The 19,435-nt window shown below is 67.0% G+C and carries 14 protein-coding genes; 4 read left to right on the top strand and 10 right to left on the bottom strand.

What is annotated here, in order from left to right; all coding sequences use genetic code 11:
• Positions 1-69: 69 nt before the first annotated feature.
• The gene (locus tag ACYAF3_RS08500) at positions 70-1,143 is read right to left on the bottom strand and encodes an AraC family transcriptional regulator (protein ID WP_003121195.1); all 1,074 of its coding nucleotides are present in this window, start codon (positions 1,141-1,143) and stop codon (positions 70-72) included.
• 111 nt (positions 1,144-1,254) lie between these two features.
• Here ACYAF3_RS08500 and ACYAF3_RS08495 point away from each other — a divergent pair, with 111 nt between their 5' ends.
• The gene (locus tag ACYAF3_RS08495) at positions 1,255-2,184 is read left to right on the top strand and encodes an oxidoreductase (RefSeq protein WP_023085812.1); all 930 of its coding nucleotides are present in this window, start codon (positions 1,255-1,257) and stop codon (positions 2,182-2,184) included.
• Positions 2,185-2,210: 26 nt separating this feature from the next.
• Here the strand turns inward: ACYAF3_RS08495 and ACYAF3_RS08490 are convergent, their stop codons facing one another.
• Positions 2,211-3,527, bottom strand: a complete 1,317-nt coding sequence (locus ACYAF3_RS08490; RefSeq protein WP_003103690.1) for an MFS transporter — start codon at positions 3,525-3,527, stop codon at positions 2,211-2,213.
• A gap of 175 nt (positions 3,528-3,702) precedes the next feature.
• Here ACYAF3_RS08490 and ACYAF3_RS08485 point away from each other — a divergent pair, with 175 nt between their 5' ends.
• Positions 3,703-4,608 (top strand): LysR family transcriptional regulator, encoded by a 906-nt coding sequence (locus ACYAF3_RS08485; RefSeq protein WP_003095817.1) that lies wholly within the window; start codon positions 3,703-3,705, stop codon positions 4,606-4,608.
• A gap of 90 nt (positions 4,609-4,698) precedes the next feature.
• Entirely contained in the window at positions 4,699-5,466 is a 768-nt protein-coding gene (locus tag ACYAF3_RS08480) for a ParA family protein (protein WP_033876889.1), read from the top strand.
• Positions 5,467-5,487: 21 nt separating this feature from the next.
• Here the strand turns inward: ACYAF3_RS08480 and ACYAF3_RS08475 are convergent, their stop codons facing one another.
• From ACYAF3_RS08475 to ACYAF3_RS08440, 8 genes are all read right to left on the bottom strand, one after another.
• Positions 5,488-6,303, bottom strand: coding sequence for a universal stress protein (locus ACYAF3_RS08475; protein ID WP_003095811.1), 816 nt, complete (start codon positions 6,301-6,303; stop codon positions 5,488-5,490).
• A 112-nt stretch (positions 6,304-6,415) separates the two neighbouring features.
• Entirely contained in the window at positions 6,416-6,868 is a 453-nt protein-coding gene (locus tag ACYAF3_RS08470; protein WP_003116142.1) for a YiiD C-terminal domain-containing protein, read from the bottom strand.
• Between the two features lie 90 nt (positions 6,869-6,958).
• Positions 6,959-8,236 carry a bifunctional O-acetylhomoserine aminocarboxypropyltransferase/cysteine synthase gene (locus ACYAF3_RS08465; protein ID WP_033957890.1) on the bottom strand — a complete coding sequence of 426 codons (1,278 nt, stop codon included), beginning with the start codon at positions 8,234-8,236 and terminating at the stop codon, positions 6,959-6,961.
• A gap of 120 nt (positions 8,237-8,356) precedes the next feature.
• Positions 8,357-9,331: a sulfite exporter TauE/SafE family protein gene (locus ACYAF3_RS08460; RefSeq protein WP_014603373.1), complete on the bottom strand. Its 975-nt coding sequence runs from the start codon at positions 9,329-9,331 to the stop codon at positions 8,357-8,359.
• Between the two features lie 150 nt (positions 9,332-9,481).
• Positions 9,482-10,942: a protein adenylyltransferase SelO gene (gene selO, locus ACYAF3_RS08455; protein WP_033957898.1), complete on the bottom strand. Its 1,461-nt coding sequence runs from the start codon at positions 10,940-10,942 to the stop codon at positions 9,482-9,484.
• A 66-nt stretch (positions 10,943-11,008) separates the two neighbouring features.
• Positions 11,009-14,365, bottom strand: a complete 3,357-nt coding sequence (gene mscK / locus ACYAF3_RS08450; RefSeq protein ID WP_033957900.1) for a mechanosensitive channel MscK — start codon at positions 14,363-14,365, stop codon at positions 11,009-11,011.
• A gap of 91 nt (positions 14,366-14,456) precedes the next feature.
• On the bottom strand, positions 14,457-16,199 hold the full coding sequence (locus tag ACYAF3_RS08445; protein ID WP_003114562.1) for a potassium/proton antiporter: 1,743 nt from the start codon (positions 16,197-16,199) through the stop codon (positions 14,457-14,459).
• Between the two features lie 292 nt (positions 16,200-16,491).
• Positions 16,492-18,294 (bottom strand): acyl-CoA dehydrogenase, encoded by a 1,803-nt coding sequence (locus tag ACYAF3_RS08440; RefSeq protein ID WP_003114561.1) that lies wholly within the window; start codon positions 18,292-18,294, stop codon positions 16,492-16,494.
• Positions 18,295-18,595: 301 nt separating this feature from the next.
• On the opposite strand from ACYAF3_RS08440, the gene ACYAF3_RS08435 reads away from it, so the two are divergent.
• Positions 18,596-19,432 (top strand): 23S rRNA (adenine(2030)-N(6))-methyltransferase RlmJ, encoded by an 837-nt coding sequence (locus ACYAF3_RS08435; protein WP_003095790.1) that lies wholly within the window; start codon positions 18,596-18,598, stop codon positions 19,430-19,432.
• The last annotated feature ends 3 nt before the right edge of the window (positions 19,433-19,435 follow it).

Here is a 19,435-nt window from a genome sequence, read left to right as displayed (position 1 = left end):
TCCCTTTCATATCGCTGTCGAGGCCGGCCGGATGCCGGCCGCAGCAGCATAGAACAGCGCTTGCCGCGCTCAAGGGAAACGCGAGGGATTTGTCGAGCGCTTGGCATTTGTTCGTGAAACTGGTTGCCCGCCCAGCAGGCGGGCGCGGGTGTCGCTCGGCGGCTCGCCGGTCCAGCGCTTGAAGGCGCGGGTGAAGTTGGTTGGATCGCTGTAACCCAGGTACAGGGCGATACGCTGCAACGACACCTCGGGACGCCGCAGCAATCGCAAGGCCTGGCGCTGGCGAGCCTGACCGAGCAACTGGCGAAAGCTGGTGCCGGCGTCATGCAGATGCCGCTTGAGGCTGCGGCTGGACAGGTGCAGGCGCGCGGCTACTTCCTCCAGGTTGGGGAAGCGCTGTTCCTGGCGTTCCAGCTCCAGCCGCACGCGGGCGCAGATGTCCCGGCGGCCGGCATCGAGCAGCGCCAGTTCGCGCTCGCAGTGTTCGCGGGCGCGGCGCAACGCAGCCGGATCGGCCATCGGTAGCGAGCGGGCGAGCAGGATGGCGGGGAACACCAGCTGGACGTGGGCCTGGTCGTAGCGGCACTGCGGCAGCGGCACAGGCACGGCAGGTTCGGGATAGTCGAAGTCGAGCCTGCCGACCAGGGCCGGTTCGCCGAGCAGCCAGGCGCCGGAGCGATACAGGCCGATCAGCAGGGCTTCGCTGAAGTACCGGTGCAGTGCCGGCGGGAGCGCGGGGCCTGGCAGCATGCGCAGGATCACCTGCTCGTCCTCGCGCAGCAGGCTGATTTCGACGTTGCCCTGCAGCAGCGGCATGTAGCGCAGCGCCAGGCACAAGGCATCGCCGAGCGTCGCCGAGGCCATCATCGCGTAGCCCAGGCTGCCATGGGCGGTGGGAGGCGTGCGCAAGGCGAGCTGTGCGCCGAGGCCGGGGTCGCCGCTCAGCGCGAGCGCCGCGGCGGCGATCGCCTGGTACTGCTGCGATGTGACGCGTGCTTCCGGCTCTTCCAGTCGCAGCGTCGACAGACCGATTTCCCGTAGCAGCGCGCGTCCGTCCAGGCCGCGCTCCTCCAGCAGGCCGAGCAGCAGGCGGGGGTAGGCAGCGGTGATGGTCGGTGCGTCGGAGTCCGTGCGGCGGCTCATGCTGGCGTGTCCTGGCCCGAAATGATCGGCAGTCTGGCGCGAGCGCGTCTGCCGCTGCATTGGCTGGTGCCGCGATACTGCCCGGCAACGCAGTCAAGCGGAGAACGAGCGATGCATCCCTGGGCACGACGCAACATTCCACAACTGGCCGGGCGCCTGGCGCTGGTCACCGGCGCCAACAGCGGCCTGGGTTGGCAGGCGGCGCGCACGCTGGCCGGCAAAGGGGCGACCGTGGTGATGGCCTGCCGCAATCGCGAACAGGCGGAGCGGGCGCGGCGGGCGATCCTCGACGAGTATCCCCAGGCACGCCTGGAGCTGGCCGATCTCGACCTGGCCGACCTCGCCTCGATCCGCGCCTGCGCCGCCGGTTTCCGTCAGCGCCACGAACGCCTCGATCTCTTGTTCAACAACGCCGGAGTGATGTTCCTGCCCCTGCGGCGTACCCGCGACGGTTTCGAGATGCAGATGGGCACCAATCACCTCGGCCACTTCGCCCTTACGGGACTGCTGCTGGAGTCGTTGCTGGCCGCTCCACGGCCCAGGGTGGTGGGCATGACCAGCGGTTTCAACCAGTTCGGCCGGCTGCCGCTCGACGACCTCAACGCCGAGCGCGGCTACAACCGCTATCTCGCCTATTGCCACAGCAAGCAGGCCAATCTGCTGTTCAGCCTGGAGTTGCAGCGCCGCGCCGGCCAGCGGGGCGTGCTTCTGCAGAGCCTGGCGGCGCATCCGGGCTACGCGGCGACCAACCTGCAGTACGCGGCGCCGGCGATGTCCGGTTCGCGCCTGGGACGCTGGGCGATGAAGGTGGCCAACGGAGCGTTCGCGCAATCGGCGGAGATGGGGGCGTTGCCGGCACTTTCCGCGCTGACCGAACAGCGCTGGTATGGCGGCGCCTATGTCGGCCCGGATCGCTGGTTGGAAACCCGCGGTTATCCGGCGGCGGCGCGGATTCCGCGGAATGCGCGCGACCTGGGGCTGGCCGCGCGGCTGTGGGCGCGATCGGAGGAACTGACCGGAGTACGCTTCTGGTCGGAGTGAAGGCGCCGGGAGACCGGCGCTCGAACTCAGTGGGCGGCCTGCGCCAGGGTGTTGCCAGGCAGGGCCGGCAGGCGCGCCAGGTGCAGCGAGACCAATACCGCGACCACCAGCAGCGAGCCGATGAACAGCCCGATGCCGTTCCAGCCGTAGTAATGCCAGAACACCCCGCCGAGGGTGCCGGCCAGGCTTGAGCCGACGTAGTAGCTGAACAGGTAGAGCGACGAGGCCTGGCCCTTGGCGCGCAGGGCGCGGCGCCCGATCCAGCTGCTCGCCACCGAGTGCGCGCCGAAGAAGCCGAAGGTGAACAGCAGCAGGCCGGCGAGCATCAGCGGGATCGGCTCGAACAGGGTCAGCAGCAGGCCGCCGAGCATCAGCAGGATGACCGCCCAGAGCACCTTGCGTCGCCCCAGCTTGTCGGCCAGCGAACCGACCCAGGCCGAGCTGTAGATGCCCGAGAGGTAAACCACCGAGAGCACGCCGACCACCGCCTGGCTCATGTGGTAGGGCTCGGCCAGCAGGCGGTAGCCGATGTAGTTGAACAGGGTGACGAAGCTGCCCATCAGCAGGAAGCCGATCAGGAACAGCCAGGGCAGTCCGGCGTCGCGGAAGTGCAGGCGGTAGCCGTTGAGCAGGGTCGCCGGCTTCAGCGGTGCCGGCCGGAAGTGTTTCGATTCGGGCAGCACGCGCCAGAACACCAGCGCGGCGACCAGGGCCAGGCCGCCGAGGACCGCCAGTGCGGCATGCCAGGAGATGAAATCGACCAGGACGCCGCTGATCAGGCGTCCGCTCATCCCGCCGATGGCGTTGCCGCCGATGTACAGGCCCATCGACAGGCCGATGTGCTGCGGATGGATCTCTTCGCTGAGATAGGTCATCGCCACCGCGGCCAGGCCGCTCAAGGACAGCCCGACCAGCGCGCGCATCAGCAGCACGCCATGCCAGGTGGGCATCACCGCGCTGCCGAGGGTGAACAGCGCGGCGGCCAGCAGCGAGACGACCATCACCGGCTTGCGACCGATCGCGTCGGAGATCGGGCCGGTGACCAGCAGGCCAAGGGCGAGCATGGCGGTGGCGACGGACAATGCCAGGCTGCTTTCCGCGGCGCTGATGGAAAACGCCTTGGACAGCACCGGCATCATCGGCTGGATGCAGTAGAGCAGGGCAAAGGTGGCGAAACCGCCGGAGAACAGCGCCAGGGAGGTGCGCATGAACTGCGGGGTGCCTTTCTCGATATAGCGTTCGACTTCGGTGGCGGCTTCCAGCACCTCGTTGGCTGCTTCGCGGGCCGCCTCGATTAACGCGGGTTCTTCTTCGGCCTGTGGCCGGACTTGCGGATTGCTCACGGGGCACCTCTGGGGTCGGTGGCGAGCAGGCACAACGAGGCCGCGCCACCTGGATTTCAGGGACAAGGGGTCGTTGTTGGAGGTTATGTGGCAAAGGATATAGATAGGTTTATATGATTTCCAATATATTGATCGACACGATTGATATTTAAAAAGACCTAATCGGAGGATCCGCGTGGAACTCAGGCACCTGCGCTATTTCATCGCCGTCGCCGAGGAGCTGCACTTCGGCCGCGCCGCCGAGCGCCTGGGGATCTCCCAGCCGCCGTTGAGCCAGCAGATCCAGGCGCTGGAGGAGGAAATCGGTGCGCGCCTGTTCGAGCGCACCAACCGCCGCGTCGAACTCACCGACGCCGGCCGGCTGTTCCTCGACGAGTCCCGCCAGGTGCTGGCCCAGGTAGACAAGGCGGTGCTGCTGGCGCGTCGGGCCCACCTGGGGGAACTGGGCGAGCTGAAGATCGGTTTCACTTCCTCGGCACCCTTCACCTCGACCATACCCAGCAGCATCCATGCCTTCCGCAAGGCCTATCCGGACGTACACCTCGACCTGCAGGAAATGAGCAGCCGCCAGGTACTCAAGGCGCTGCTCGAGGAAAGCCTGCAGGTGGGCGTGATCCGCCCGCTGGCGCTGCCGGATGCGGTGCATTGGGTGGAGTTGTTCCGCGAACCGCTGGTGGCGGTGCTGCGGGCCGACCATCCGCTGGCGGCCGGCAGCGAGGATGGCCTGGCCATCGCCGCCCTGGCCGAGGAGCCCTTCGTGTTCTTCCCGCGCAGCTACGGCACCGGGCTCTACGACCAGGTCATCGCCCTGACCCGACAGGCCGGCTTCAGCCCGCGCATCGCCCAGGAGGCCAGCGAGGCGATGACCATCATCGGCCTGGTCTCGGCTGGACTGGGGGTGTCGATCCTGCCGGCGTCGTTCCGCCGCACCCGGGTCGACGGCGTGGTCTACCGCACCCTGAGCGATCCCGAGGCGACGACTGCGGTATGGCTGGTCCGTCGGCAGAACGAGGGCTCGCCGCTGGCGCTGTCCTTCATCGACCTGGTGACCCGTGAGGCGGCCAGCCTGCGCCGGCGCTGAACCGCTCTACGTCAGGACCGAGACGGCGCTCGCGCTTGCCCGCGGCTTTGCCTATCATCCGGGATCAGGCTCGGCTCACGGAGATTTCCCATGCGGCGCGTGGTGTTCAATCAGAAAGGCGGGGTAGGCAAGTCCAGCATCGCCTGCAACCTGGCGGCGGTCAGCGCGGCGGAGGGCTATCGCACCCTGCTGGTGGACCTGGACGCCCAGGCCAACTCCACGAACTACCTGACCGGACTGACCGGCGAGGACCTGCCGGTGGGGATCGCCGACTTCTTCAAGCAGACCTTGTCTTCCGGGCCCTTCAGCAAGAAGGGCAGGGTCGAGATCTACGAGACGCCGTTCGACAACCTGCACATCGTCACCTCCAGCCCCGAACTGGCCGACCTGCAGCCGAAGCTGGAGTCGAAGCACAAGATCAACAAGCTGCGCAAACTGCTGGACGAACTGGACGAAGACTACGACCGGATCTACCTGGATACCCCGCCGGCACTGAATTTCTACACGGTATCTGCGCTGATCGCTGCCGATCGCTGCCTGATTCCCTTCGATTGCGACAGCTTCTCCCGCCAGGCGCTGTATGGCCTTCTCCAGGAGATCGAGGAACTGCGTGACGACCACAACGAAGACCTGCAGGTCGAGGGCATCGTGGTCAACCAGTTCCAGCCGCGCGCCAGCCTGCCGCAGCAACTGCTCGACGAGCTGGTGGCGGAGGAACTGCCGGTGCTGCCGGTGTACCTGATGAGTTCGGTGAAGATGCGCGAGTCGCACCAGGCTTGTACCCCGCTGATCTTCCTCGAACCGCGGCACAAGTTGACCCAGCAGTTCGTCGAGTTGCACGGGCTGCTCGAAAGCTGAGCAGCCTCTGCGGCAGCGCTTCTACGAGGTAACCAGGACGTCGCAGCTCGGCTGGCGCAGGTAACGTTGCGCCAGGTTGCCGAGCAGCGCCTGCATCAGCGCGTTGCGGCTGTGCCGGCCGAGGGCGAGCAGCTCCGGCTGGCGCTGCTTCAACGCGGCGTCCAGGCTGTACGGCAGCACGCCGGGAACCACTTCGTGGCTCAGCTGCGGCCCGACGCCCGGCAGGCGCTCCTGCTCGTCGCTCAGCAATTGTTCGATCAGCCCGGCCTGGGTGGCCAGGTGCGCGGCATTCTGCCTGGGCAGGCCGAGCACGCCGTCGTCGGGGGACTCGAACACGTGCAGGGCGTGCAGGTCGGCTTCCACCGGCAGCAGGCGGTAGGCCTGGCGCAGCGCGGTACAGGCGCACTGGGAAAAGTCCAGGGCGCTGAGCGCCTGGCGGTAGGGTTCGTCCGCCTCGCGCACGGCGAGCAGCACCGGCACCCGGCTGCGCCGCACCACCTGGTCGAGGGTGGTGTTGCCGAAGCGTTCGAAGGTCTTCTGGTGGTGTGCGCCCATCAGCAGCAGGTCCGGTTCGAGCGCCCGGGTCTGCTGCAGGATGCCGTCGATCGGCTGGCCCCTGAACAGGTGGATGGCGCTGTCCTCGTCGAGGCCGGCCTCCTTGCGCTTGAGCTGCAGCATGGCGCTGACGGTCTTCACCGCCGACGCCGATAGCCCCGGGTCGTACACGTGCAGCAGGCTGACCCGCGCATCGTGCTGGCGGGCCAGTTGGGCGGCGCGGGCGAGGGCGACGTCGGCTTCCGGGGTGAGGTCGTGGGCGACCAGGAGGTGGCGGATCATGGCGGACTCCGTGGGATGGCTACGCTGGCTTCTCCACTGTCGCGCCGCAGCTCGCTACGGACCTTGATCCATGGCAGAAAAAACCTTCGCCGTGCCCTGCGAAATCTGCCAGTCAGGGCCGCGCGTGGCTGCGTAGCTGGTACAACGCGGTGCTTTCCGCCACCACCTCCCCCTGCTCGTCGGTGAGTTGCAGTTCGAGGCTGTATTCGGCCTTGCCGCGCTCTCCAGCCTCGGTTTCCAGTTGGCGGATGCGCTCGGCATCCAGGCGTGCCTCGACGCGTATGTCGCCCTTGGCCGGGCGGCGGAAGCGCAAGGTCATCTCCTTGACGATGGGATAGAAGCGGGCGCTGTCGAAGCTGGTCAGGAACAGCGCGCCACCGGGAATTTCGGCGAGGGTGAAGAGCGCCCCGGCGTACATGCTGCCGATGTGGTTCTCGTTGCCGGCGCCCGGCATGCGCAGGCGCACGTAGCCGGGTTCGAGGACTTCCGCCCTGAGTCCGCTGCGCTGGACGAAGGCGATCTTTTCTTCGGTCAGGTGCCTGGCGAGTTCGGTGGGCAGTGGCATGGCGCTCTCCATGTCGGGGATCCCAGCCAGACTAGCCGGCCGGCCAGGCCGGGCAAGGACCGAAACGCTCGCCCGGACTGACCGATCCGCTCAGCGTGCGGCGGCGGCCAGGGCCTGGTCGAGGTCGGCGAGGATGTCGTCGATGTGCTCGATGCCGATCGACAGCCGCACCATGTCGTCGGAGACTCCGGCGCGGGCCAGTTCCTCCGCGTTCAACTGGCGGTGGGTGGTGCTCGCCGGGTGGCAGGCCAGGGACTTGGCGTCGCCGATGTTGACCAGCCGCACCACCAGCCTCAAGGCGTCGATGAAGCGCGCGCCGGCGGCGCTGCCGCCCTGGATGCCGAAGGACAGGATCGCCGCCGGGCGGCCCCCCAGGTAGCGCCGGGCCAGGGCGTGCTCGGGGTTGTCGGCGAGGCCGGCGTATTTCACCCAGGCCACCTGCGGATGTTGTTGCAGGTAGCGGGCTACGGCGAGGGCGTTGTCGCAGTGGCGCTCCATGCGCAGCGCCAGGGTCTCCAGGCCTTGGAGGATGAGGAAGGCGTTGAACGGCGAGAGCGCCGCGCCCATGTTGCGCAGCGGTACCACCCGGCAGCGGCCGATGAAGGCGGCGGGTCCGAAGGCCTCGGTGTAGGTGACGCCGTGGTAGGACGGATCGGGCGTGTTCAGCAGCGGGAAGCGCGACTTGTTCGCCGCCCAGTCGAATTTGCCGGAGTCGACCACGATCCCGCCGATGCTGGTGCCGTGGCCGCCCATGTACTTGGTCAGCGAGTGCACGATGATGTCGGCACCGTGCTCGAACGGCCGGCAGAGCACCGGGGTGGCTACCGTGTTGTCGACGATCAGCGGTACGCCGTGGCGGTGAGCGGCGTCGGCCAGTGCCTGCAGGTCGATGATGTTGCCCGCCGGGTTGCCGATGGTTTCGCAGAACACGGCCTTGGTCCGCTCGTCGATCAGCGCTTCCAGGGCGGCGATGTCGTCGTGGGCGGCGAAGCGCGCCTGGATGCCGATGCGTGGCAGGGTGTGGGCCAGCAGGTTGTAGGTGCCGCCGTAGAGCTTGGCCACCGAGACGATGTTGTCGCCGGCCTCGGCGACGGTCTGGATCGCGTAGGTGATGGCCGCCATCCCCGAGGCCACCGCCAGCGCCCCGACCCCGCCTTCCAGCGCCGCGACGCGCTGTTCCAGTACATCGTTGGTGGGGTTCATGATCCGTGTGTAGATGTTGCCCGGTACCTTCAGGTCGAACAGGTCGGCGCCATGCTGGGTGTCGTCGAAAGCGTAGGAGGTGGTCTGGTAGATCGGCACCGCCACCGCGCGGGTGGACGGGTCAGGGCTGTAGCCGGCGTGGACGGCCAGGGTTTCCAGTTTCATGCAGCGTTCCTTCGGGCAGATTGGAAGGACGCAGCATGGGAAAGCGCGCCGGGCGGGTCAATGCGCCCGGGCAAGGAAAAGCGTGCCTGGTTAGACCGTTGTGTTCGCCGCTTATGCCTGTCAGCGCAGGCCGATGTAGATGTTGTAGGCGCTGATCAGGGTGATCAGGGTGCCGACGATGACCAGCAGGGTGCGCGGCGAAAGCTTCTTGCACAGCAGGGCGGCGAACGGCGCGGCGAACAGGCCGCCGAAGACCAGTCCGGCGACCATCTTCCAGGTGTCCGGCTGGCCGGCGAGGAGGATGAAGGAGGTGGCGCTGGCGATGGTCAGGAAGAACTCGGCGAAGTTCACCGAGCCGATGGTGGTGCGCGGGTCGCTACCCGAGCCGATCAGGCTGCTGGTGACCACCGGGCCCCAGCCGCCGCCGCCGGCGGCATCGACGAAGCCGCCGAAGAGTGCCAGCTTGGCCACGTGGCGCGGTGCCCGGCGCGTGATCACGTGGCGGTAGGCCTTGCTCAGGATGTACAGGCCCATCAGCAGCAGGTAGGCGGAGATGAAGGGCTTGAGCTGGTGGCCGTCGAAGCGGGTGATCAGCACGGCGCCGAGCACCGCGCCGATCATTCCCGGCAGCAGCAGGCGGAGGAAGAGTGACTTGTTGACGTTGCCGAGCTTGACGTGGGAAATCCCGGAAAAGCCGGTGGTGAACACTTCGGCGATGTGCACGCTGGCGCTGGCGGCGGCCGGCGTGGCGCCAGCGCTGAGCAGGAAGGTGGTGGCAGTAATGCCGTAGGCCATGCCCAGCGCACCGTCGATCACCTGGGCGAAGAAGCCCACCGCCACCGCGCTCCAGAAACCTCGGCTGGTCAGGGCCTGCTCGATGATCTCGAAGCCGCTGCTGCCGCCGTTGTCGAAGAACAGGCGCCAGGCCAGGAAGGCGAGCAGGCCGACCAGGATCAGCACCGCCGCCCACATGGCGGCGCGCAGTACCGGGTGGTCGTCCGGATGGGTGACGAAATCTTCGACAGGAGGCAGACCTAGCGCCTGGTGTTCGGTGTTGATCGAACTCTGGCTGAGATCGAGGTCGCGTATCTTCATGCGGCAAGGCGCCTGACAGGAGGTGGTAGAACAGGCTGGAATAAGTGTGGCGGCGAAGATAATCGGCTTTTCTTAGTGCGTCTAAGAAGTTTTCCGAAGGTATTTATTCCATTGCGGCATTATCGGCCGCCGTTCTGTCAGGGTATCCCGTCAGGAGGAGCAACTGATTTCCAGGTGCCGCCCCCAGTCCGGCGGGCGCCGAGTGAAGCGCTCCATGCCCGGCTGTTCCTCGAACGGGCGACTCAGTACCTGGTGCAGCAAGCGGACTTCCGTGTAGTCGCCCTGCTCGGCCGCTTCGATGGCCTGCTGTGCCAGGTAGTTGCGCAGCACATAGAGCGGATTGACCGCGTGCATGCGCCGGCGCCGCGACTCCTGGTCTCCGCCTTCTTCCTCGACGCGCCGGCGGTAGGCCTCGGCCCAGCGGTCGAAGGCCTCGCGGTCGACGAAGTCGTCGCGCAGGCTGGCCAGCGCCCGCTCCGGAGTCTCTTCGCCGAGTCGGCGGAAGAACAGCGAGTAATCCACCGCGCTGCCCTGCATGCGCTGCAACAGTTCCTGGACCAGGGCCTGGTCGTTCTCCGCGGCGACGCCCAGGCCCAGGCGCCGGCGCATCAGGTCGAGGTAGTGGGCCTGGTAGAGGGGCAGGAACAGGTCGAGGCTGGCGCGCAGTTCGTCCACTTCCACCAGTGGCGTCAGCGCCTGGGCCAGGGTGGCCAGGTTCCAATGGGCGATCGGTACCTGGTTGCTGAAGGAGTAGCGGCCGGCGTCGTCGGAGTGATTGCAGATGTGATTGGCGTCGAAATCGTCGAGGAAGGCGTAGGGCCCGTAGTCGAAGGTAATGCCGAGGATCGACATGTTGTCGGTGTTCATCACCCCGTGGCAGAAGCCATAGGCCTGCCAGCGGGCGATGAGTTCGGCGTTGCGCTCGACGACCTGGCGGAACATCGCCGCGTATGGCCGCTCGGCTGCGTTGCAGTCGGCGAAGTGGTGTTCCAGAACGAACGCCGCCAACTGTTTCAACTGGTCGTGCTGGCGGGTGTAGTAGAAGTATTCGAAGTGACCGAAGCGCACGTGGCTGGGCGCCAGGCGCAGCAGCGTCGCCGCGCTTTCCTTCTTCTCGCGCCAGACCGGCGTGCTCGAACCGATCACGCAGAGCGCCCGGCTGCTGGGAATGCCCAGTGCCGGAAGGGCTTCGGAGGCGAGGAACTCGCGGATCGACGAGCGCAGCACGGCGCGCCCGTCGCCCATCCGCGAGTAGGGGGTCTGGCCGGCGCCCTTGAGGTGCAGGTCCCAGTGCTCGCCGGCCTGGTTGATCACCTCGCCGAGCAGCAGGCCGCGGCCGTCGCCCAGGCGCGGGTTATAGGAGCCGAACTGGTGGCCGGAATACACCATCGCCCGCGGCTCGGCCTCCGACCACAGCTTGTGCCCGCCGAACAGTTCGGCGAACAGCGCTTCGTCGCTGGTTTCCGCTGGCAGGTCGAGCAGCGCCAGGGCGGCGGGGCTGGCTACCACCAGGCGCGGCTCGGCGATGGGGTCGGGCAGGACTTCGGTGGAGAAGGCGTCGCCCAGGCGGGCGAAGCGGTTGTCGAAGTCGAGGTCGTCGAGTGATTTCAAGAGAGGCCTCCGGCAATTCCCGAGCATTGTGCTGGGAATTGCCGGAGGGCGTCCAGGCCCGGAGGTTCAGCGGGTCGGTTCGGCGGGACCGTCCTGGCCCTTGAGCGCGGGCGGATTGCCGACGCCGCTGTGCTGCGGCTCGCCGACGAACAGCTGGACCTGCTGGCCCTGGAGGTTCTTGACGAACACATCGACCTGGTTGAAAGCCATGTCGATCTTGTGTTCGCGGAAGCTGGTGGCGATCTTCGTCAGGATCTCGTCGGTGGAGGGGTTGCGGTCGCCCAGTTCGCGGACGTGGAAGCGCAGCTCGTAGTCGAAGGTGCTGGCGCTGATGGTCAGGAAGTACAGCAGCGGCTCCGGGTCGCGCAGTACCCGCGGGTTTTCCTTGACCGCCTGCATCATCAGCTTGCGCGCCAGCGGCAGGTCGGTCTCGTAGGCCAGGCCGATCTTGATGGTGACCCGGGTCACGGTATCGCTCAGCGACCAGTTCACCAACTGCCCGGTGATGAAGGTCTGGTTCGGGACGATGATCTCCTTGCGGTCGAAATCGGTGATGGTGGTGGCGCGGATGCGGATCCGACTGACCGTGCCGGACAGGTTGCCGATGGTCACCACGTCGCCGATTCGCACCGGACGCTCGAAAAGGATGATCAGGCCGGAGACGAAGTTGGAGAAGATCGCCTGCAGGCCGAAACCGAGGCCTACCGAGAGCGCCGCCACCAGCCATTGCAGCTTGTCCCAGCTGACCCCGAGGGTGGACAGGGCGCTGACGATGCCGATGCCGCTGATGGCGTAGGAAAGCAGGGTGGTGGTGGCGTAGGCGCTGCCCTGGGCCAGGGTCAGGCGCTGCAGTACCAGGACTTCCAGCAGGCCGGGCAGGTTGCGCGCCAGGGCCACGGTGACCACCGCGATGGCCAGCGCCGCGAGGAAGTCGCGCAGGCTGATCGGCACGCTGGTGGCCGCTTCGCCGGTGCCGGCGGTGTACTGGTACAGGGTGACGTTGTCGAGGTAGGAGATCACGCTGATCAGGTCGGCCCAGACCCAGTACAGGCAGACGATGAAGCCGATCAGCAGAGCCAGGCGGATCAGCCGCAGCGATTGCTGGTTGATCTGCTCGATGCCGAGGGTCGGCTCCTCGACGTTGGTCTCGCCGTCGACGCCTTCCTTCGCCGCGTTCTGCCGTTTCGCCAGGGCCCGGGCGTAGGCCAGGCGCCGGGCCGCCACGCCCAGGCCGCGGACGAAGGCGGCTTCGATGACGAACCAGAGCAGCAGCAGGTAAAGGGTATCGATGAGACGGTCGGTGAGCTTCAGCGAGGTGTAGTAGTAGCCGAAGCAGACCGCGACGAAGAGCACCAGCGGCAGCGCGGTGAAGAGGATGCCGACGATCATCTTGATCAGCGACGGACGTTCGTCGCCGGGGCTGCTGAACAGCAGGCGGCTGAGCAGCCAGGCCATGGCCGCGTAGCCGAGCAGGACCACGGCGATGCCGATCACGTCGTCGGCCAGACTCGCCGGCTGGTGCTCGGCCACCGTCACCACGCCGACCAGCGCCAGGACCACAACGCCGAGGCGGACCAGGTGCCGGTCGAGGAAGCCGACCTGTTCGCGGCTCCAGTGGAAATGCCGCTCGGCGATGCCGCCCGGGGTGAGGATGCGATGGGCGGTGTAGAACAGCAGCCAGACCTGGGCCATTTCCAGCAGGGCGCTGCCGAGGGTGGCGTTCTGGCCGCGGGCGTCCAGCAGCAGGGCCAGCCCGGCGACGGCGAAGGTCAGGGTGCCGGGCAGGGCGAGGAGGATGGTGATCAGGATCGCCAGCGGGGTATGCAACTGGCTGTCGCGCTTGAAGTGGCCGATGTCGTCGTTCAGCTCCGCCAGCTTGTCGTACAGGTAGCGGCGTTTCCACAGCAGCGCGGCGATCAGCAGGAACAGCGGCAGGAACAGCAGCGGCCGATCGACCAGGCCTTCGCCCAGTTCACGCACCCCGGAGCCCCAGGGGATCTCGGTGAGCTGGTTCTTCAGCAGGGTCGGGGTCATCTTGAACCAGGACAGGTCGAGCGGCTGGTTGCTGGGAATCCAGAACATCTGCTCGTCGAGGGTGGTGCGCAGGCTCTCGCTGGTGGAAAGCAACTGTTTCTGGTTCAACTGCAAGGTGATCGCTTCGTTGAGCAGCGCGTTGAGTTCGTGGTTGAGCCGTTCGAGCAACTCGGAACGGGTTGCCAACAGGGTGTCGAGATCCTTGCGCAGTTCCGGCGTGACCTGCTCGCTGGGCTGCTGGGCGAGCAGGTCGTCCAGGTATTGCTGCGGGGTCGCCAGCTTGTCGCGTTCCTGGTTCAGTTCGAACTGGCCGAGGCGCAGGTCGGCGATCTCGTCGGCCAGGCTCTGGTCGGCCTTGATCTTGGGCAGCGCCTGTTTCTGCTTGTAGAGGATGCGCGACAGCAGCAGGCTGCCGCGCAGGACGTTGATCTGTTCCTCGAGGGCCTGGTTGGACTGGGTCAGGTTGTCCAGTTGCTGCTTGGTCTCGAGGTTGCGTCGGGTGAGCACGTTGAGGCGGTCGGTGGCACGCAGGAGGTAGTCGGAGAGACGCAGGTTCTTGGCGTTCTCCTGGCTCAGCAGGCTGTCGGTGCCGGCCCCCTGGGCGCCTTCCTTGGACAGCTCGGCGACGGTCTTTTCCGACTGCTCGCGGCGCTTCTCGCTGATCAGCGCCTGCAGGTCGAGGGTTTCCTTTTCCAGGCGCGAGATCTTCTCGGTGAGCAGATCGTGCTGGCTCTTGCCGAGGTCCTGCAGCAGGTTGTTGCCGGCCAGCTCCTGGCGCAACAGCTGGCTCTGCACGGTCAATGCGGCCTGCTCGGCGAGCAGCTCGCCGCGACGGTCGGCGTTGATCGTCTTGCCGCTTTCCTTGCCGGCCTTGAGCAGCGAGCCGATTTCCAGGATCCGTGCCTGCATGCTGCTGATGCCGGCCTGGGCTCGTTCCGGACGGGTCTCGGCGGTGATCGACAGGCTGTTGGCCTCGCCCAGGGCTTTCTGCCACTCGGCCTGCTGGGTGGTGCGGTCGTTGAGCAGCATTTCCAGGCGGGCCGCGCTCTCGCCGCTGTAGCGTTCGCTGACCGGACGTTCTTTGGTCTTCTTCAGGTGCTCCAGTTCGCGCTGGTTTTCCTCGATCTGCCGGGGCGCGTCGCTCAGGCGCTTTTTCAGGTCCTCCAGGCTCTGCAGCGCTTCGTCGCGCGCGGCGAGGAACTTGAGGGTCTGTTCGAGGCTGGCCTTGGCGACCTTCTGGTCGGCTTCGGCGAGCTTGCGCTCGGCCAGCTTGTCGAGGCTTTGCTGGACGGCCTCGGCCGAGGGCGGCTCGGACTGGGCGAGGAGCGGCGGACTGGCAAGGCAGAGGCCGAGGAAAAGAATAGCGATCAGGGAGCGAAGGGCAGGCATGGTCGAGAAGAGACTCGAAGAAGGGTGAATGCAGGTTAGTGGTGGCTCCGAGGCGCCGCAAGGCGCCTCGGAACGGGAATTCGACAGGAAATCAGAGGAAAAGTCCGGGCCCTGGGCGGCCTTCCGGAAACTTCACGCCGACCTTGCGGATACGGTTGCCTTCCAGGGCGGCCACGGTCCAGGTCAGGCCGTTCCACTCCACCTGGTCGCCGATCACCGCTTCGCCGCCGATCTCGTGGGCGATGAAGCGGCCCAGCGCTTGCTCGCCGTCGATGCCGTCGAGCTTCAGGCCGTAGAGCGAGGCCACCGCCGACAGCTGGGCATCGCCTTCCAGCACGAAGTCGCCGAAGAAGCGCGCGCCGAGGCCCCGGTCGGGCGCCTGGCTGAACAGCTTGCCGAGGGCCGGCAGGTCGTGTTCGTGGCCGATCACGCAGAGAATGTCGTCGGCCTCGAGGATGGTGCTGCCCGACGGGTGGAGCAGTTCGGTGCCGCGGAACAGCGCGGCGATCCGGGTCCCGCCGGGCATCTTCAGCTCGCGCAGGGCGGCGCCGATGCACCACTTTTCCTTGTTCAGGTGGTAGACGAACAGCTCCCACTCGCTGGTCGGGTGGATCTCCAGGCCGGCGCGGGATATCGGTGCCGGGTCCGGCGGCACCACCACCCGCAGCAGCCTGGCCGCCCAGGGCAGGCTGGTGCCCTGCACCAGCAGTGAGACCAGGACGATGAAGAAGGCCACGTTGAAGAACAGCTGGGCGTTCGGCAGGCCGGCCATCAGCGGGAACACCGCGAGGATGATCGGCACCGCGCCGCGCAGGCCGACCCAGGCGATGAAGGCTTTCTCGCGGTCGTGGAAGGCGCGGAACGGGATCAGTCCGATCAGTACCGACAGCGGTCGTGCCACCAGGATCATCCACAGCGCCAGGGCCAGTGCCGGCAGGGCGATCGGCCACAGGTCGTGGGGTGTGACCAGCAGGCCGAGGACCAGGAACATGCCGATCTGCGCCAGCCAGGCCATGCCGTCGAGCATGTGCAGGATGCCGTGGCGGCTGCGGATCGGGCGGTTGCCGAGGAGCAGGCCGCACAGGTAGATGGCGAGGATGCCGCTGCCGCCGACGGCGTTGGCCAGGGCGAACACCAGCAGGCCACCGCTGATCACCAGCAACGGGTAGAGGCCGCCGGCCAGGTGCATGCGGTTGATCAGTTGCAGCAGCAACCAGCCGCCGCCAAGACCGAGCAGGGCGCCGAGACCGAACTGCTGCACCAGGTGCAGGGCGAAGCCCCAGCTGAGGCCGGTCTGGCCGCTGGCGAGCATCTCGATCAGGGTCACGGTGAGGAACACCGCCATTGGGTCGTTGCTGCCCGATTCGATTTCCAGGGTCGCGGTGACCCGCTCGTTGAGACCTTTGCCGCCGAGCAGGGAGAACACCGCGGCGGCATCGGTGGAGCCGACGATGGCGCCGATCAGCAGGCCTTCCATCCAGTGCAGGTCGAACAGCCAGGCTGCCGCGATGCCGGTCAGGCCGGTGGTCACCAGCACGCCCAGGGTGGCCAGCGACAATGCCGGCCAGAGCGCCACGCGGAAGCTGGAGACGCGGGTGCGCAGGCCGCCGTCGAGGAGGATCACGGCGAGCGCCAGGTTGCCCACCAGGTAGGCCATCGGATAGTTGTCGAAGACGATGCCGCCGACCCCGTCGTTGCCGGCGATCATGCCGACGGCGAGGAAGATCACCAGGATCGGGATGCCCAGGCGGGAGGACAGCGAGCTGACGAGGATGCTCATGCCGACCAGCACCGCCCCGATCAGGAAGAAATTATTGACGGTGACGGCGTCCAAGGTCGGCCTCCTCGCGGCGGGACAGGGGGAAGGCGACGCTACGGGTCGGTTTTACGTAGGGGAATTACGTAGACAGGATGCAGGCCGCATGCCAAGTGATTCTAACCTGCGGATTTGGCGGACTGTAAAGGGGCGGCTGCGGTTTTTTTCGAAGGAATTCCAAGGCTTTCGCGTTGTCCGGGCGAGTGCGCGCGGACTCGCCGGCGTGGCCGCCAGGCAACGGCAACCCGGCGTCCATGCCCGGACATAAAAAAGCCCCGGACGTGACCGGGGCGGGAAAGGGCAGGCAGGATCAGAACCATTCTTCCTGCATGCTCGAACACACGTCGTCGCGGGCCTCCAGCAGCGCCAGTTCGTGGTGGCAGCCAGGCACTTCCCAGGTCAGGAAGTAGCGTGCGGCCTGCAACTTGCCGCGATAGAAGTCGGCGTCGGCGCAGTCGCCGCGAGCCAGCCCTTCCTCGGCGCGGATCGCCTGCTCCAGCCAGCGCCAGCCGATCACCGCATGGCCGAACACTTTCAGGTACAGCGCCGAGTTGGCCAGGCCCTGGTTGACCTGGCCCTGCATCAGGTCGCCGAGCAGTGCCAGGGTCACCTCGGACAGCCGCGCCACCAGCCGTTCCAGCGGCTGGCGCAGGGCGACCAGGGATGGGTGGGCTTCGGCGCGCCGGCAGGCGTCCTGGATCAGGCGGGTCAGCTGGCGCAGGCCGGCGCCATTGTTCTGCCCGACCTTGCGTCCCAGCAGGTCGAGGGACTGGATGCCGTGGGTGCCTTCGTGGATCGGGTTCAGGCGATTGTCGCGGTAGTACTGTTCCACCGGGTATTCGCGGGTGTAGCCGTGGCCGCCGAGGATCTGGATCGCCAGCTCGTTGGCCTTCAGGCAGAACTCCGAGGGCCAGGACTTGACGATCGGGGTCAGCAGGTCGAGCAGGTCGTGGGCCTGGCGGCGCTGTTCGTCGTCTTCCAGGGTCTGGCTGTCGTCGAACAGGCGCGCGGCGTACAGGCCCAGGTCGAAGGCGCCTTCGACATAGGCCTTCTGGGTCAGCAGCATGCGCCGCACGTCGGCGTGGCGGATGATCGCCACCTGTGGCGCGCTCGGGTCCTTGCCGTCCGGCAGGCGGCCCTGCGGGCGTTCGCGGGCGTACTCCAGCGAATAGAGGTAACCGGCATAGCCAAGCATCACCGCGCCCATGCCGACGCCGATGCGCGCCTCGTTCATCATCTGGAACATGTAGGCCAGGCCGTGGTGCGGCTTGCCCACCAGGTAGCCGACGCAGGCGCCGTTGTCGCCGAAGTTCAGCGCGGTGGAGGTGGTGCCGCGATAACCCATCTTGTGGAACAGGCCGGCGAGGATCACGTCGTTGCGCGGCCCGAGGCTGCCGTCGGCGTTGACCAGGAACTTCGGCACGATGAACAGCGAGATGCCTTTCACCCCCGGCGGTGCATCCGGCAGCTTGGCCAGGACCATATGCACGATGTTCTCGGAGAGCGGGTGGTCGCCGCCGGAGATGAAGATCTTGTTGCCCTTGATCCGATAGCTGCCGTCGGCGGCCGGTTCGGCGCGGGTGCGGATGTCGGAGAGGGAGGAGCCGGCGTGCGGTTCGGTGAGGGCCATGGTGCCGAAGAAGCGGCCCTCGATCATCGGTTGCAGGAAGCGCTGCTTCTGCTCCTCGCTGCCGAAGCTCTCGATCAGGTTGGCGGCACCCATGGTCAGGAACGGATAGGCCGAGCTACCGACGTTGGCCGCCTGGAAGTGGGCGAAGCAGGCCTGCGACAGCAGGGTCGGCAACTGCATGCCGCCTTGCTCGAAGCTGCGGGTGGCGTTGAGGAAGCCGGCGTCGAGGAAGGCATCCACTGCCGGCTTCACTTCCGGAATCAGCGTGGCTGAGCCATTCTCATAGAGCGGCTCGTGTTCGTCGCCCTTGCGGTTGTGCGGGGCGAACAGCTTTTCCGCCAGGCTCCGCGCGGTGCCGAGGGCGGCATCGAAGGTTTCGCGGCTATGTTCGGCGAAGCGCGGGCGCTGGGTCAGGGCTTCGGCATCGAGGACTTCGTACAGCTCGAACGCTAGGTTGCGGGAACTGAGCAGGGTTTCGGACATGACGACCTCGGCGAAAGGGGATCGTGGGGCGGCGCGGCGAAGGCATCGACCGTCGCAGGCGGTGCCAGGGTGCCAGCGAGTCTAGGCTGGTGAATGAAGGTCGCCAACCAACATCGATATGCGTGATACAAGGGCCAAACCTGCGACGGCGAGACCGCTGCCGAAGCCTCGGGAGGCTGGTAGAATCCGCGCCCCTCGCCCATGGGCGAGGGCCTGTGCCGACGCGGGGTCGGCGCGAATCCGCCGGGGCCGGGCGGTCCGGCTAGCAGCGCTGCCTGGCGCTGTCCAAGGAGCAGTCATCATGAACTATCGTCACGCTTACCACGCCGGCAACCATGCCGATGTCTTCAAGCACCTGGTGCTGGCGCGGATCTTCGCCCTACTGGGGCGCAAGGACACGCCGTACGCCTACCTGGACAGCCATTCCGGGGTCGGCCTCTACGACCTGCAGGGTGACGAGGCCAGCCGCACCGGCGAGTGGGAGCAGGGCATCGCCCGCCTGTGGGAGCGCGAAGGCCTGCCCGAGCAACTGGACGATTACCTGGACGTGATCCGTCACCTGAATCCGGACGGCTCCCTGCGCTACTACCCGGGCTCGCCGGAACTGGCGCGGCGCCTGACCCGCGCCCAGGACCGCGTGCTGCTCAACGAATTGCATCCCGAGGACGGCCGCCTGCTCAAGGCCAACATGGCTGGCGAACGGCGGGTCGCCGTGCACCAGGGCGACGGTTGGCTGCTGCCGCGGGCGTTCCTGCCGGCGCCGGAAAAGCGCGCGGTGCTGCTGATCGATCCGCCGTTCGAGCAGGCCGACGAATTGCAGCGTTGTGTCGCTGCGCTCGACGAGGCGATCGGGCGGATGCGCCAGACGGTGGTGGTGATCTGGTATCCGATCAAGGACGAGCGCCAGCTCAAGCGCTTCTACCAGGCCCTGGAACGTAGCGTCGCGCCGAAGCTGCTGCGTGCCGAGCTGCACGTGCATCCGATCGACGACGCCGAGCGTTTCAACGGCTCCGGGCTGGCCATCGTCAATCCGCCGTGGCCGCTGGAGGACGAACTGCGCGACCTGCTGCCCTGGCTGGCCGAGGTCATGGCCCAGAGCCAGGGCGGCTGGCGTCTCGACTGGCTGGTGGCGGAATAGTCG

The organism is Pseudomonas sp. TZ252, assembly GCF_056110345.1.
Note: the sequence above shows the minus strand (reverse complement) of the source record. Positions and strands in the feature narration are given on the sequence as shown.